This is a genomic window from Candidatus Dedyshia acidiphila (assembly GCF_051025295.1).
Classification (GTDB): domain Bacteria; phylum Acidobacteriota; class Terriglobia; order Terriglobales; family Acidobacteriaceae; genus KBS-83.
Map to the genome: position 1 here is coordinate 21,239 of NZ_JBMGJV010000005.1, position 15,202 is coordinate 36,440.

Genomic DNA, 15,202 nt, shown 5'->3' on the forward strand with positions numbered 1-15,202 from the left:
TCTGGATGGTTGTGAAGCCTTAGCTTACGCGTGCGCCCCGAACCAAGCCCAGTGCTGCGTCCGGCACGACCACCGTGAACACCATCTGATAGAACAGTGCGGATGAGACAGAGCTGCGCACCCGCTTCGCTAATCTGGTTCGCCAGCGAGACCACGCGATGAGCATGTCCGGCTACTCGCCGATCCGCGCACCGCGGGGCAACACGCGCACCGCGCGCGGCTGGATACAGGAAGCGGCAAAGCGCATGCTGATGAACAACCTCGACCCCGAGGTGGCCGAGAAGCCAGAGGAACTGATCGTCTATGGAGGTCGCGGCAAAGCCGCGCGCAACTGGGAGTGCTACCACGCGATCATCGACACGCTCGAACGCCTGGGCAACAACGAGACGCTGCTGGTGCAGTCGGGTAAGCCTGTGGCGGTGCTCGAGACCCAGCCGCTCGCGCCACGCGTGCTGATCGCCAACTCGAACCTGGTGCCGCAGTGGGCCAACTGGCAGGAGTTCGATCGCCTCGATGCGGCGGGCCTGATGATGTACGGCCAGATGACGGCCGGGTCGTGGATCTACATCGGGACGCAGGGCATCCTGCAGGGCACGTACGAGACCTTCGCTGCGGCAGCGAAGCAGCACTTTGGCGGCACGCTCGCAGGCACGATCACGGTGACTGCGGGCCTGGGCGGAATGGGAGGAGCGCAGCCGCTTGCCGTGAAGCTCGCGGGCGGCGTCAGCATCTGCATCGAGGTCGATGCGCAGCGTATCGATCGCCGGCTGCAGACGCGCTACCTCGACCAGTCCACCACCTCGCTGGACGATGCATTGCGCCTTGCTGAACACGCGAAGCGCGAGCGACGCGCGTTATCGATTGGGCTGCGCGGTAATGCAGCCGAGGTGCTGCCAGAGATGGTCAGGCGCGGCTTCACGCCGGACCTGGTGACTGACCAGACCAGCGCGCACGACCCAATGTGGGGCTACCTGCCGCAGGCACGCGAGGACGAGGACCTGAACACGCTGCGCACGCGCGAGCCGGCCGTCTACCTGGAGCGTGCGCGAGCAGCCATGGCGACCCATGTTCAGGCGATCCTCACGATGCAGCAGCGCGGTGCGATTGCATTCGACTACGGGAATAATCTGCGCACGCAGGCCAGGCAGGCCGGCGTGAGTGATGCATTCAACTATCCCGGCTTCGTGCCCGCCTTTATTCGCGATTCTTTCTGCGAAGGACGCGGACCCTTTCGCTGGGTGGCGCTCTCCGGTGATCCGGCTGATATCGCGAAGACCGATCGTGCGCTGCTCGACCTGTTTCCAGACGATGCTCGCCTGCAGCACTGGCTGCGCTTCGCCTCGACGGAGATCGCGTTTCAGGGGCTGCCCGCGCGGATCTGCTGGCTCGGTTACCGTGAGCGCGACCGTGCCGGCTTGCTCTTCAACCAGATGGTGCGTGAGGGGCAGCTTGCGGCTCCCATTGTGATCGGGCGCGACCACCTCGACGCCGGTTCGGTGGCAAGTCCCTATCGCGAGACCGAAGCGATGCTCGACGGATCGGACGCCGTCTCCGACTGGGCGCTGCTCAATTTCGCCGTCGGCATCGCGAGCGGCGCAGCATGGATGAGCTTCCATCATGGGGGTGGCGTCGGCATGGGTTATAGCCAGCACGCGGGTTTGGTCGCAGTTGCCGACGGCAGCGACGAGGCAGAGCAGCGCCTGCGTCTTTGCCTGACGAATGATCCCGCCATGGGTGTCGTCCGGCACGCAGACGCGGGCTATGACAAAGCTCGCGAGGTCGCGCGCACACGCGGGCTCGATCGACCAGAGATCGCATGATCAGCCAATCCTGCGATCGGCTGATCATCGGAATCAGCGAACTGGTGACGCCAACGCATGCCAGCGTGAGCCGTGGTCTGCAGATGCGCGAACTCTTGGTCATTAAGGACGCCGCGCTTGCGATCACTGCGGGACGCGTGACGTGGATCGGACCCGCAGGAGAGTGGCAGGGCTCCACGCAAAACACAGTCGCTATGGGTGGGCGCGCGATGCTGCCGGGACTGGTCGACCCGCATACGCATGCGATCTGGGCGGGCGACCGGCTGCGTGACTTCGAAGCGCGTGCCTCTGGCGTCAGCTATGAGCAGATTCTCGCCGGGGGCGGTGGCATCCGGAGCACCGTGGAGGCTACGCTGGCGGCGAGCGATGACGAGCTTCTCACCGCAGCCAAGCAGCGCGTGCATGCACTGCTGCTCTCCGGTGCGACCGTAATCGAAGTCAAGAGCGGCTATGGCCTCTCCATTGAAGGCGAGCTGCGGCTGCTCGACGTGATCGCGAGACTCAGACAGCAGTCTCCTGCACGCATCATTCCTACGCTGCTGCTGCACGTGCCACCCAGGGATTCAGCAGAGCTCGAGCAATACATGCGCCGCGTCGAGACCGAACTCATCCCCGAGGTTGCGCAACGCGGGCTGGCAACTGCGGTGGACATCTTCGTCGAGCGGGAGGCCTGGTCCGCCACACAGGCCGAGCGCCTGCTCGGCTGCGCGCTCGATCACGGGCTGCGGATCAAGATGCACGCAGAGCAGTTTCAGTCTGTCGGCGGGCTAGAGGTTGCAGTGCGGATGGGCGCGCTGAGCGTCGATCATCTTGAGGCCATGCATGCCGGACAGCTCGCACGATTTACTAACGCAACTACGGTTGCGACACTTCTCCCCGGCGTATCTCTGCACCTGGGACTGCCGCCCGCGCCGGGGCGCAAGCTGATCGATGCCGGCGCCGCAGTCGCCGTCGGCACTGACCTCAATCCCGGCTCGAGCCCGCTTTACTCCTTACCTGCGGCACTCGCCTTGGCCGTGCGACTGAATGGACTCACGCCCGCCGAGGCTCTCGTGGCGGGAACGACCAATGCCGCCTACGCGCTTGGGCTCAGCGATGCCGGCGCGATCGCGGCTGGTGCGGACGCCGACTTCGTCGTGCTTCATTCGCATGACTGGCGCGACCTCGTGTACACGCTCGGCGCATCACCGGTACGCGAGGTGTGGCGCAGTGGAGAGCGTGTCGTCACAACTCTGCAGGAGCAGACACCGTGAAGGCGACGGCGTACGAACCGGAGCTGCTCTATCGCGACGAGAGATTCGTGCGTGGCGGCCGCATGCTGGTCGAACCAGACGGGCGGATCGGGAACGAAGCCGATGCTGAAAAAGTTGTCCGGCTCGTGGGCAAGGTGCTGCTGCCGGGCTTCGTCAACGCGCACTCACATGCGTTCCAGCGGCTGATACGTGGGCGCGCCGAATCGCGTGCTGTCAGCGGGCGCGACTTCTGGTCATGGCGCAACACCATGTACCAGGCCGCGGCAGCGCTCAGCCCGGATGACATGTTCGACGTGACGCGCATGTGCTTTCTCGAGATGGTGAAGGCCGGTATCACCACGGTCGGCGAGTTTCATTACGTGCACAACCGACCCGACGGCACAGCGTACTCCGATGCGAACACGCTTGCGCGGCAAGTCATCCGCGCTGCGCACTCGGTCGGCCTGCGTATCGTGCTGCTCCGCTCTGCCTACCTGCGCGCCGGCTTCGAACTCGCTCCCGATGCCGGACAGCAGCGCTTCTACGAGAGCGCTGATACGTACATCGAGAACACCGCAGCTCTGCTGGACGAGATGGCGGGCGCGTCTAACGTCACAGTCGCTGTTGCACCGCATAGCCTTCGCGCGGTGCCGCTGAGTGATCTGCACAGGATCGCGAGCTGGGCGCGCGAACGCAAGCTGCCAATCCACATGCATGTCGCGGAGCAGACCGGCGAGAACGATGCATGCCTCCGCGAGTACGGCGCGACCCCAGTGCAATTACTGGCGCGTGAGGGCCTGCTCGGCCCCGATTTCGTCGCCGTTCACGCCATTCACCTCGATGACCGCGAACGCGAGCAGTTCGCCGCGTCGGGAGCCATCATCTGCTCCTGTCCGACTACGGAGCGCAACCTGGGCGATGGGATCGTGGCTGCGGATGCGTCGCTAGCGCTCGGTGTGCGTCATGCATTCGGATCGGACAGTCAGGCGCAGATTGCTCCACTCGAGGACGCCCGCGAACTCGACTACCATCTTCGCCTTCAGCAGCAGCAACGCGCCGTGCTCGACCAGCCGAGCGAGGATCGGCCTGCGATTGCACCTCTGCTGCTCCGCTGCGCAACACGCACGGGTGCCGAAGCGCTCGGTACCGCCGCAGGAAACCTTCGCGCAGGCGAGCTGGCAGACATGGTCACGTTCGCGCTCAATGACCTCTCCATCGCCGGGCATCACGAGACGTCACTGCTGCCGGCGCTGGTGTTTGGTGCGGAGCGATCGGCCGTGCGCGATGTGATGGTTGCAGGCCGCTTCATCCTGCGGGATGGTCATCATCCACTCGAAGAAGAGATCGTGCGGCGCTACCGTGAGCTTTCCGATCGCGTCTGGGGGCCGCGTTGAGCCGAGTCACGGAACACCTCTCAAACCTGATCCGCATTCCTTCCGTATCGACCGTGTCGAATCTTCCAGTCATCGAGTACGCTGCGACAGCACTGGCGCACGCTGGCTGTACGATCACAGAGCTTCCCTACCGCGATGGCAACGGCATCGAGAAGATCAACCTGATCGCAACACCTCGCGAGCAACCGTACCAGCAGCGCGAGGTGGAGCTTGCCTTTGTGTGTCACACCGATACGGTGCCGTATCCCGCGGATTGGCAGGATGCGCTCGAACCGAAGCAGGTCGACGGGAATCTGCATGGGTGTGGCGCCTGCGATGTGAAGGCATTCCTCGCCTGCCTGCTTACCGCGGCTGAGCGGCAGCAGACTATCGGTTCCAGCGTCTGCATTGTCCTCACGGCTGATGAGGAGATTGGCTGCTTCGGTTCGAAGCAGTTGCTCCGCGATGGCCGGCTGCTACCCAAGCGAATGGTGATCGGCGAGCCGACTTGCCTGCACCCGGCACGTGCGGGCAAGGGCTACTGCCTGGCGCAGGTGCAGTTCCGCGGGCGCGAGGCCCACAGCGCGCACCCGCAGCAAGGAGCCTCCGCGATCTACGCTGCCGCGCATGCCCTCGCGGCAGTCGAGCAGCTTCAATCGGAGCTGGAGCACCAGCGCCATTCCTTCTTCTCTCCGGCGTTCACGACGCTGAACGTGGGCACCATCGCTGGCGGCACGGCAAAGAACATTGTTCCCGCCTCGGCCGAGTTTCTGCTGGAGTGGCGTCCTGTGCCGGGTCAGGCCGCGCAGCGCGTGCCGGACGCGATGCGGGCAGAGCTTTCCGAGATCGCGGCGAAGTCTCCAGGCGTCCAGACCGAGTTCACGCAATTGCGTGAGCAGCGCGGCTTCGAGACCCCGGCCGATGCACCACTCGTGCGTCGATTGGAGAGGCTGGCGCATCGCCCAGCGACATCAATCGCCTTCGGATCAGAGGCCAGCCTCTGGTCCGAGGTGTGCGACGAAATCGTCGTCTTTGGACCGGGTGACATGCAGACCGCCCATAGCCGGCGCGAATGCGTGCCCATAGCCGAACTCCAAATCGCGGTTGAAGTTGTGCAGTCCATGCTGCAACAGAGCTCGTAGGCACATCCAAATAGCAGGACTCGAATGGGGCTGCCCAGGGCTGCCTGCTTCGGCAAATCGACGCCATACCGCGACCTACCGGTCATCAGGTCGGCGCAGTCCCACTCTGGCTCTTGATTACTACTGGTCTGGTTCCTGATGCTCTTCAACTCGCTTCAGTTTCTGTTTGTGTTTCTTCCGCTGGCCCTTGCCGGATACGTCGTCGCTGGACGGTTCGGCGGCCGCGCGGTGATCGGCTGGCTGGGGTTCATCTCAGTCGTGTTTTATGCAGTGTGGCGGTATGAATTCGTCATCCTGCTGCTCGGGTCCGTGCTGGTTAACTTCGCGTTCTCCCGCTTGATCGACCGGGCACGTGGCCGGGAGCAGTTGCAGCGTCGCTTCCTGCTCGCGGGCATCGCCTGCAATCTGCTGCTGTTGTTTTATTACAAGTACCTCTTCCCTTCACTCTCCGGGCTCGGTCGGCTTGGGATCCTGCATCACCAGTTTGCGGGCACACTGCTGCCGCTCGGCATCAGCTTTTTCACCTTCACGCAGATCGCCTATCTGATCGATCTTCAGCAGGGCTCTGCGGACCCTCAGGGTTTCCCCGAGTATCTGCTGTTCGTCACCTTCTTTCCTCACCTGATTGCCGGACCCATCCTGCACCACGCGGAGATAATGCCGCAATTCCGCCGGAAGCAGTTCCGGCTAAACCTGGAAGACGTCAGCCTGGGCTTCTCGCATTTTGTGATGGGGCTGTTCAAGAAGGTCATCCTGGCGGACAGCATCGCGCGCGTAGCCGACCAGGCATTTGCAGGGCCCTCCTCCCTTACGGTGATCCCCGCGTGGATTGGTGCGCTCACCTACATGTTGCAGCTCTACTTCGATTTCTCCGGCTACTCCGATATGGCAATAGGGCTGGCGCGCATGTTCTCGATTCGCTTCCCGATCAACTTCGATTCACCGTACAAGGCTGCGAGCATCATCGACTTCTGGTCGCGCTGGCACATGACGCTGACGCGCTACATCACGGTCTATCTTTACAATCCGATGTCGCTGCGTGTGAACCGCCGGCGCCTTGCGAAGGGCAGGACGATCTCCCGCCGCGGCGCGAGCACGCCGGAGGGCTTCACCCAGATGATCGCCTTCCCGACATTCATCTCTATGATCCTGGTCGGCGTTTGGCATGGCGCGGGGTTGCAGTTCCTTATCTTCGGACTACTGCATGCCGTGTACATCACCGTGAATCATGGCTGGCGACTGCTGCGCCGCAAGCGGCCCACCGCCGAGCTTCCAGTCTGGCGTCATCGCCTCGGCGTGGCTGCGTCTGTCGGGCTGACTCTCTTCTGTGTGGTGATTGCGCAAGTCTTCTTCCGCGCCGACTCATCCCATGGGGCCTTCGCCATGCTGGCTGGCATGTTCGGTCTGCATGGAACGAAGCTGCCACCGATGGGCACGCTGCTGGCGAGCATCGTGCGCCTGCCGATCCGATTCGCTATCGTGTGGCTGCTGCCGAACACGCAGCAGATTCTCGGCTTGGGGCGGCCAGCCACCGCTCCGGCGGCGCTCGAGCGTTTCTACGAACGCATTCTGCCGTGGAAGCCCAACGTGACCTGGGCTCTGGCTCTCAGCGTAGTTCTGCTGATGTGCCTGAGTTGGATCGAGGACACGACACGCTTCCTCTACTTCCAGTTCTAGAGCAGCTACTTTCGCTTTTATCGCGGCGCGGTCTGCAGCAGTCCCGGATCACGCTGCCGCAGCATTGCGGCGAAGTCAGCGGTGTCGTGAGGAGCAGCCGAGGGCAGCAGGTGATTGCCATCCGCGTACTCCGATGCAGGATAGACCAGCGGCGGCTCCAGTCCCATGCGACGCGCGAGCGCATCGTACGCGGGGATCGCCGGGTCGCAGGAGCGCACCGGGCTGACGTAGAAGATCACGCGCGTGCCCGGCTTCTCATATCGTTTTCGCAGAGATGCGAAGTAGTCCGGATCGAACGGCGGCATCGGCTCGGTCCCGCCTTCGCAGACCTTTTCGATCGGTAGCGGGTCTTTCATTTGGAAGTAGCCGGAGTGCGCACGCAGCATGTCGATGTTGTGCCTGTAGGTGCGCTCTGTCGGATCGAGAACGTTGTAGTTGATTGTGAAGACCTGTTGCCAGACAGTCTCCATGAAGATGACGGTCTTGCGTCCGTGCGCCAGGAAAAAGCGCAGCGCGTCCACCGGACGACGCACCCGGTCCACCATCAACCAGCCATCGACGATGCCGCTGTCCTCATCCAGCTTCGGCGCACGCAGATGACGCGGGTGATAGACGAAGACAATGGCGCGGGGCGCTGGACTTGCCGCCAGGAAATGATCGAGCGTCCAGGTGCCCGTCGTGGACAGGGCGATGTACGGCGTGGACAACATGCACGCGTGGAGGCCTGTCTGCTGCCTGAGAATCAGGGGATCGATGCCGGTCAGCCCGGTCGAATCGCCATAGATGACGACATTGCAGGGCTGCCCCGCCATTTGCACGTGATACTCCATCGCGTGCCAGAAGATGCGCCGTGACATGTGTACGAACAGATTCGTGCGGGCGAGTGGCAGCGCGAGCAGGAAGCCAATGATTGGCAGCAGAATCAGGATGGAGAGATACCGCAGGTAAGCCCGGCGTGGCTCGACGGCGGCAAGCCGATGCTCTTCGCTCATCGGCGCTTGTGCGAATGTGGCCATCGAGGGCGAAACTCTCCTGAAGATGGGGTGGGGCTCAGGAGTGCTTACGCGCAGTACGACCATCGCCCTTGTCACATTCGATGCAATCGTCTGACGGAGTTTCCCTCCGGAGAATCCCTAGCTCCACGTCAATTCAGGGTTGATCGAGGCTGCTGCGTGCAGCCTTCGATCTGTGTCTATGAATCACTCTGTCTATGCTGCGAATTCAGACGCATGCGGGCCCAGAGGCAGTCGAGAGTGCACAGGGATTGTGGAGAAGCCGGGCTGCAGACCTGGCCTGTGCGCTCGCAGGCGTGTTGTTCACCTTCGCAATATCGCTTCGATTGAGCGCAGGCAAGTTGCTCTGGGAAGACGAAGTGCTCGGCTGGACCATGCTGCGCGACCCATCGCTGCGGCACATGTTGCAGAGCTGGCTCCATGGCACCGACGGCGGTGGCGCGCTCTTCTACCTCACCGGACGGTTGTGGTTTCACGTGTTCGGAGCGTCAAACGTCTCATTCCGCTGCTATTCGGCCGCGTTCTTCTCGGTGGCGTTCGTGCTGGTCTGGTTCCTGGTGCGCCGCTACTATGCCCGAACGGCGGCCATCCTCGGGGTGCTGGTGGGCTGGTTCCTCAGTCCCACGCTGGCGCCGCACATGGCCGAAGGGCGCTTCTACGGCCTGTTCGTCGCTTCCGCAGCAGGCGCGGCGTGGTGCGTGCTGTGGCCGGGCAAAGGCAAGCCGGGCTGGAGACGGCTGGCGGTTACGTTTCTGGTGTTCTCTTCGCTCGCCACCAGCCATATCCTGGGCGTCTGCTACAGCTCCTGCATGATTGCAGCATGGATGGTGCTGGACTGGCGAGAGCGACGGCTCCGGCCGGCACTCTACCTTGCCGCTGCCGCGGCCTGGCTGTGGCTGATCCCGAGCCTGCCCGCGGTACGCGCATCCGCCGCTGTGGGCAGGCCGCATTTCTGGACAACGCAACCGACCTTCTCATACTTTCTGCTAGCTTACGGTGGCGGCAGCCTGAGGGCGGCGCTGCTGGCGGGCGCCGCGGTTCTGCTCCTTGGCGTCGCCTGCCTCTCGCCTCAGAGGCGTAGCGCCATGCGTCAGGAGCTGCGGTCACGCATACCCATCCTGATCGTCATGCTCGCGCTTGCGACCATCCCTCTGCTGTTCTACCTGGAGGGGTTCGTCGGCCCCCCACTGTTCATCACGCGGTACCTGCAGCCGGTGGCGCTGGGCACGGTCGTATTCTTCGCGCAGTTGGTGAGCCTGCTTGATGCTGCATGGCTCAGCGATGAGCACACAGGCGACAGCCAAAGCGCCGCAGCAGCACGTCGCGTTCGCGAGACTGCTGTGCGCGCGACGATCTGCGTGGCCATACTGCTGATGGTGCTGCAGTACGATTTGGCCTATATGCGGCACTACACTGACCAGGCGCCCGACTACGCAGCCGCGCTCACTGCCCGTCTGCCGGCCGGCGTTCCCATCGTGTGCGAAGATGCGTTCACGTTTACTGAGCTCATGCGCGACGAATCCGCCGGTCCGGTTCACTATGAATACATGCTCGATTGGCCCAATGCCATCAGCGCGGCGGCCCCGCGACTGGAAGTCACGCAGTACCACCTGATGCAGAACTGGCGCAACGCCGGCTACTACCGGGACCACATCGCGCAGCGCGATGCCTTCCTTGCCGAGACGCCCGCTTTTCTCGTGATGCGCACCTGGGTGGACGGCGAGCCCACACTGCTGCACGGGCCGGGCACCAGTTCACGCGACACCATGATCGGCAACCCGCTGACACGCCGCTTTCGAGAGGATCACGAATACCAGGTGCTGCCCTTCACTACGATCCGGCTTGGGCGGCTCCAGGAGCAGCTCTCGCTCGTCTGCCACCACAATGTTGATTGTGCCGCGCAGCGCGCCCGTATTCTCTCCGCAAGCGAGCCCACGGTCGCCAGACGATGAACGGGGGAAATGCGGCTCCAGTCCTTCCAAACGAGCAGATCGACAATCAACGCTCATCCATCACGGCGCTGCACTGGGTGATCGGCATCGCGCTGCTGCTCCTGCGCGTGCCGTACATCCTGATCCACCACATCCAGGAAGACGCCTTCATCACGTTACGCACGGCGCGCCACCTGGCGGAGAATGGCCAGCTCTCCTACAACCTGGGTCAACATTTCCCGGCGACCACCAGTCTCCTCTACCCGGTCGGACTGGCGGTGCTCGATCGTCTGTTCGGCGAGCACGCATTGCTGTGGGCGCAACTGCTTGGTTCGGCAGCGGTGATCGCCGGCTCGTTCTTTGCCGTCCGCGTGGTCGCGCGGACAGAGGCCGAACGAGTCGCCCTGTGGGTGCTGCTGGCCAGCTGGCCGGTCTCGCTGATCGTCAGCTACACCGGCATGGAGACGCCTTTCCTGCTGCTTGCCATGGGCTTGGCGATCGACGGCATGCAGGCGAGGGCGCCGCGCTGGCAGTTCCCCTCGGCCATCGCGCTCATGCTGCTCATCCGCCCGGATGCCATTGCGTATGCGCTGGTCTTCTGCGCGGCCATGCTGCTGCTTGCGCGTCGGCGTGGCCTGGTCGGATTAGGCGCCATGGCAGCCAGCCTCGCGGTCGTGGCGCTCGGCTACAAGTGGGTCAGCGGCAGTTACTTGCCGACGACGATGCGCGCCAAGCTGCAGGCATACCACCCCAGCCATGCGCCCGGCGCGATGATGGCCCGCGTGTACGAGCTCTTTCTTCACCACTCGTACCTGCTGCCTGTCTCGACCACTTACCTGGACCGGCTGTCACCACTCTTTCTCGCTGCTTTCGTCCTGTGCTTGTTGATCGCCGTACGCCGCGCTGCTTCCGTGCAGGAGCGGGTCATCGTCGGTGCAGTGGCCCTGCTCGCCGTGGCGGTTCCACTGGCTTATGCGTGGGGCGGTGTGCTGTTTGACTGGTATCTCTACCCGGCGAACTGGCTGGCCGTGATAGTGCTGCTTGCGGGCGCCGCCCGCCTGGTTGAATGCATCGGCCGACCACGGACGGTCCTCGCCTTCGCTGCGCTCGCCTGGATCGCCTTTGCCGGGGTGCAGTGGGCGCGCTCGCTGGCCGCCTCGACGCAGGACTATCACTATCGCGGCGATATCGGCCGGTACCTCCATGGTGTCGCGCGCCCAGGCGATACGCTCTTCCTCGAACCTGCGGGCTACATCCCTTACTACTCCGGGCTGGTCACTGCGGACGAAGTCGGGCTGGTGTCGCGCGACGTGTCATCATTCATCGCGCGCCATCCCGGGCACTGGTGGATCGACTACGTGGAGGCTCGCCAGCCGGATTGGATCGTCGAGCGGCAGAGCTTCGCGCACTTCGAAACCTTCGATGGCCAGCAGCTCTCGCCACCCGAACAGCAGTGGTTCACCGAGCACTACAAACTGGTGCGGCGCACGCATTACGAGCCGTCGGTGTACCACGCATCGCCGCTGCTGCGCCCGATCCTGCGCATGGGGCCCATGCCGGATTACCTGATTTACCATCGCCGGCAGTGATCGCCCGGAAGTTGTCCTCGTGCGCGCACTTGCATCCAAAACCGAAGAAATGGCACAACTGGAACGGAGCTTCGCGGCGCCCTTTCAGAGTCCGGCGCGTCCGATGCACCATCTGAACCACTGTTGGAGGAGATTCATTGACCGATCGACACTCGCCTTCCCCCGGGCCCGATGGCAGAGCTCATCCTCGTCCCCTCATGCAGCGCGAGGACTGGACATCCCTGAATGGAGCCTGGGACTTTGCCTTCGACCGCGAGGCGCGGTTGCGTGCCCCCGATGACGTGACCTGGGATCGAACTATCCAGATCCCCTTCAGCCCGGAGACGAAGGCCAGCGGCATCGCCGACACCGGCTTCTACAACGCGGTTTGGTATCGCCGCACTTTTGAGCATCGTCCACTCAAACCGGACGAGCGGCTGCTGCTGCACTTCGAAGCCGTCGACTACAGTGCAATCGTCTGGGTCAACGGCAAGAAGGTCGTCTCTCACCAGGGTGGTTACAGTCCCTTCTTTGCGGACATCACGTCGGTGCTCGAGGGCGACAGACCCCAGGAGATCGTGCTGCGTGCCGAGGACGATCCGGCCGACCTGTCTAAACCGCGGGGCAAGCAGGACTGGAAACTGGAGCCGCACTCCATTTGGTATCCCCGGACCACGGGCATCTGGCAGAGCGTCTGGCTCGAAGTTGTCCCAGAGACGCGGCTGCGCTCGCTGCAGTGGAGTTCCAGCCTCGACCGCTGGGAGATCAGCCTTGAGGCTTACGTGCAGCACGCAGCCTCAGGACCGCTCAAGCTCTGCGTCAAACTGCACGTCGACGATCTGGTCATCGCCAACGACACGTATACGGTGATCGCCGGCGAGGTGCATCGACGGATCGCACTCTCAGACCCCGGCATCGACGATTATCGCAACACCCTGCTCTGGTCTCCGTCGTCGCCAACACTCATCCAGGCCCATGTCGAACTGCGGGACGGAGATGACGCGGTCATCGACACAGTGCACAGCTACACTGCGCTGCGCTCCGTCTCCGCGCAGTCAGATCGTTTTCTGTTGAATGGCCGGCCGCTGAACCTGCGGCTGGTGCTTGACCAGGGCTATTGGCCGGAGAGCGGCATGACCGCACCGTCCGATGAGGCACTGCTCGAGGATGTTCTGCTGGCGAAGAAGATGGGCTTCAATGGAGTCCGCAAACACCAGAAGATCGAGTGCGAGCGCTACTTGTACTGGGCGGACCGCGCCGGTCTGCTGGTGTGGGAGGAAATGCCCAGCGCCTACCGCTACACAACGCAGTCGATCGAGCGGCTGACACGCGAGTGGTTCGAGGTGATCCAGCGCGATCGCAGCCACCCCTGCATCATCGCGTGGGTGCCGTTCAACGAGTCATGGGGCGTGCCGGATCTGCCCGACAGCCCGGCGCAGCGCCATTACGTGCAGGCGCTCTACTACCTGACCAAGTCCCTCGACCCCAGCCGCCCTGTAATTGGCAACGATGGATGGGAGAGCGTCGCCACAGACATCATTGGTATCCATGACTATGACGACCAGCCGGAGCGCATCGGCCGCCGTTATGGACTCGAGAACATCGAAGCCAAGCTGTTCCAGCGCGAACGTCCGGGCGGTCGCATGCTGATGGTGGACCGTCAGAAGCAGTGCGAGCACCCGATCATCCTCACCGAGTTTGGCGGCATCGCCTTCGGCAAAGGGGGCGATGATATCTGGGGCTACTCAAGGAGCATTACTGCGGATCAACTTCTCCAGCAATATCGTGAGCTGCTCAAGACAGTGCGAGGGCTGCCCGCGCTCGCGGGGTTCTGCTACACGCAGTTCGCCGATACGTACCAGGAGGCAAACGGCCTGCTCTACGCCGACCGCACGCCCAAGGTGCCCTTCGAGGAATTGTCCGAGGCTACCACGGGTCTGCTGCCGGATTACGACACACACTCGGAGACGATCTGGCGCGAGAACCTGATGCAGAGCTTGATCTGAACCTGGTGTCCTGACACAAAGGGAGCTGTCCCGCGGGACAGCTCCCTTTTTTGCGCGACGCTCTTTCGTTGAAGATCGATGTCAGGCAGCGCGGCGTTCGTCTTCGACGTACGGATCCGGGACCCACAGTCGTGACGGCTGATGCCACCAGCCCTGCACGTCGAGCGCGGGATGTTCGGGCAACTTTCCTGTGATCAGTTGCTCGGCAAAGTCAGCCAACTCTGTGCGAACTGGGACACCGCCGCGCACATCGAACAAGCCAGCCTCATAGTGCCCATTGTCATGGCGCACGAGCGAGTCCCAGAAGTACGAGCCAAGCAGCGCCCAGAACGTCATCGCTCTGCAGTCCACGCCCGCGTTACGCGCCGCCTGCGCACCCAACCACGCCTCCGCCGCCCAACGAATCTGGTCGGCGACATTGTCTGACCCGAGATGCACCTCCGTGATCGCTACCGGAATGCGGTAGCGCTCCCAAGCCTCGGTCAGCAGCGCCTCGAATCCAGCAATGCCCTCCGGACAGACGCGCACTGCCTCGATGTCGACAATCGGTCCCTCAGCAGAACCTCGATCGCCCGGATAGCGATCGACCCGTTCATCCAGGAAGCGATCGCTCGTCAGGTAGTAGTTGACCCCGATCACGTCCGGCGGGCACGGGTTTTCGGTGAACCACAAGATCTCTCGCTCTGCGATGCCGGCCTGGCGCAGGTACTGAAAGAGCGGATGCGAAGGCCACACACGCCCGCAGAGCAGGTCGAAGCCCAGCCACCGCCGCTCATCGAGCACACGCTGCAATGAGGACAGACGCGACGTGCTGCGGATCACCCCGACATCCTCGGTCTGCACCAGCTTCGCATCCGGCCGGACACGCCGGACCGCTCGCATGCTGAGCACCGTCGCCTTGGTCTCGTTGAGCAGTGCGCGCAGGTAGCTCTCGCGCGAATGATGGTGCGGATACCACACCCCGTACAGTCCGCTGAAGCGTGCTGTGGTGTGGGGCTCGTTCACTGGTGTATAGGCATTGACGTGCGGGTAGCGCGCAGCCACCTGACCGGCGTAGGCGGCTAGCTTCTCCGGGAAGAGCGGGTCCAGCAGACTGGTGTGACGCGGACCGCTGCCATGATGAACGAGGCCCAAAATCGGGTCAATGCCTGCAACAGCGAGATCACGCATGCGTGCATCGGCCCATCGCCAGCTTGGATCGACGTCATGCCGCTCCCAAACCAGCCCATAGCGCAGAGTGCGGATACCGAGCTCCGCAAAGCGATCCAGATCATCCAGCCGCACCTCGTGGCCGGAGAGCGCAATCTGATCAAAATATACGTCACCGACACGGTTATACGTGCACTCCACCCCGCCCCAGATCTCAATCTGGGGGGAGGTGGAAGCATGCTTGTGTTGAACGGGTGCGGGGGAGGGACAAATCGTTGGGATGTGAGACAT

10 protein-coding genes are annotated in these 15,202 nt (G+C 63.2%); 8 read left to right on the forward strand and 2 right to left on the reverse strand.

All coding sequences use genetic code 11. From position 1 onward, the window contains the following. Nucleotides 1-158 precede the first annotated feature (158 nt). From hutU to AC5IJH_RS03315, 5 genes are all read left to right on the forward strand, one after another. Nucleotides 159-1,820 carry a urocanate hydratase gene (gene hutU, locus AC5IJH_RS03295; RefSeq protein ID WP_491901370.1) on the forward strand — a complete coding sequence of 554 codons (1,662 nt, stop codon included), beginning with the start codon at nt 159-161 and terminating at the stop codon, nt 1,818-1,820. After that, nucleotides 1,817-3,073: an imidazolonepropionase gene (hutI, locus tag AC5IJH_RS03300; RefSeq protein WP_491901371.1), complete on the forward strand. Its 1,257-nt coding sequence runs from the start codon at nt 1,817-1,819 to the stop codon at nt 3,071-3,073. Before hutU ends, hutI begins: the two co-directional genes overlap by 4 nt. Beyond that, on the forward strand, nt 3,070-4,446 hold the full coding sequence (locus AC5IJH_RS03305) for a formimidoylglutamate deiminase (protein ID WP_491901372.1): 1,377 nt from the start codon (nt 3,070-3,072) through the stop codon (nt 4,444-4,446). Before hutI ends, AC5IJH_RS03305 begins: the two co-directional genes overlap by 4 nt. After that, a complete protein-coding gene (gene argE / locus AC5IJH_RS03310) occupies nt 4,443-5,567 on the forward strand; it encodes an acetylornithine deacetylase (protein ID WP_491901373.1) in 1,125 nt (374 codons plus the stop codon). Before AC5IJH_RS03305 ends, argE begins: the two co-directional genes overlap by 4 nt. A 138-nt stretch (nt 5,568-5,705) precedes the next feature. After that, nucleotides 5,706-7,244, forward strand: a complete 1,539-nt coding sequence (locus AC5IJH_RS03315; RefSeq protein WP_491901374.1) for an MBOAT family O-acyltransferase — start codon at nt 5,706-5,708, stop codon at nt 7,242-7,244. A gap of 17 nt (nt 7,245-7,261) precedes the next feature. Here AC5IJH_RS03315 and AC5IJH_RS03320 read toward each other — a convergent pair whose 3' ends face one another. Then, nucleotides 7,262-8,260 (reverse strand): hypothetical protein, encoded by a 999-nt coding sequence (locus AC5IJH_RS03320; protein ID WP_491901375.1) that lies wholly within the window; start codon nt 8,258-8,260, stop codon nt 7,262-7,264. Between the two features lie 323 nt (nt 8,261-8,583). On the opposite strand from AC5IJH_RS03320, the gene AC5IJH_RS03325 reads away from it, so the two are divergent. The 3 genes from AC5IJH_RS03325 (at nt 8,584) to AC5IJH_RS03335 (ending at nt 13,762) form a co-directional block, all read left to right on the forward strand. Further along, nucleotides 8,584-10,209, forward strand: coding sequence for an ArnT family glycosyltransferase (locus tag AC5IJH_RS03325; protein WP_491901376.1), 1,626 nt, complete (start codon nt 8,584-8,586; stop codon nt 10,207-10,209). Next, nucleotides 10,206-11,777 (forward strand): DUF8728 domain-containing protein, encoded by a 1,572-nt coding sequence (locus AC5IJH_RS03330; RefSeq protein WP_491901377.1) that lies wholly within the window; start codon nt 10,206-10,208, stop codon nt 11,775-11,777. Before AC5IJH_RS03325 ends, AC5IJH_RS03330 begins: the two co-directional genes overlap by 4 nt. Nucleotides 11,778-11,974: 197 nt before the next feature. Next, nucleotides 11,975-13,762 carry a glycoside hydrolase family 2 protein gene (locus tag AC5IJH_RS03335; protein WP_491901495.1) on the forward strand — a complete coding sequence of 596 codons (1,788 nt, stop codon included), beginning with the start codon at nt 11,975-11,977 and terminating at the stop codon, nt 13,760-13,762. An 81-nt stretch (nt 13,763-13,843) separates the two neighbouring features. On the opposite strand, the gene AC5IJH_RS03340 is transcribed toward AC5IJH_RS03335, so the two are convergent. Further along, nucleotides 13,844-15,202 carry a glycoside hydrolase family 1 protein gene (locus AC5IJH_RS03340; protein ID WP_491901378.1) on the reverse strand — a complete coding sequence of 453 codons (1,359 nt, stop codon included), beginning with the start codon at nt 15,200-15,202 and terminating at the stop codon, nt 13,844-13,846.

What these genes read in the sequence shown, in the direction of transcription:
- hutU (WP_491901370.1), top strand. Translation starts at nt 159, where the DNA reads ATGAGCATGTCCGGCTACTCGCCGATCCGCGCACCGCGGGGCAACACG.
- AC5IJH_RS03315 (WP_491901374.1), top strand. Translation starts at nt 5,706, where the DNA reads ATGCTCTTCAACTCGCTTCAGTTTCTGTTTGTGTTTCTTCCGCTGGCC.
- AC5IJH_RS03320 (WP_491901375.1), bottom strand. Translation starts at nt 8,260, where the DNA reads ATGGCCACATTCGCACAAGCGCCGATGAGCGAAGAGCATCGGCTTGCC.
- AC5IJH_RS03330 (WP_491901377.1), top strand. Translation starts at nt 10,206, where the DNA reads ATGAACGGGGGAAATGCGGCTCCAGTCCTTCCAAACGAGCAGATCGAC.
- AC5IJH_RS03335 (WP_491901495.1), top strand. Translation starts at nt 11,975, where the DNA reads ATGCAGCGCGAGGACTGGACATCCCTGAATGGAGCCTGGGACTTTGCC.
- AC5IJH_RS03340 (WP_491901378.1), bottom strand. Translation starts at nt 15,202, where the DNA reads ATGTCTCACATCCCAACGATTTGTCCCTCCCCCGCACCCGTTCAACAC.
- hutI (WP_491901371.1), top strand. Translation starts at nt 1,817, where the DNA reads ATGATCAGCCAATCCTGCGATCGGCTGATCATCGGAATCAGCGAACTG.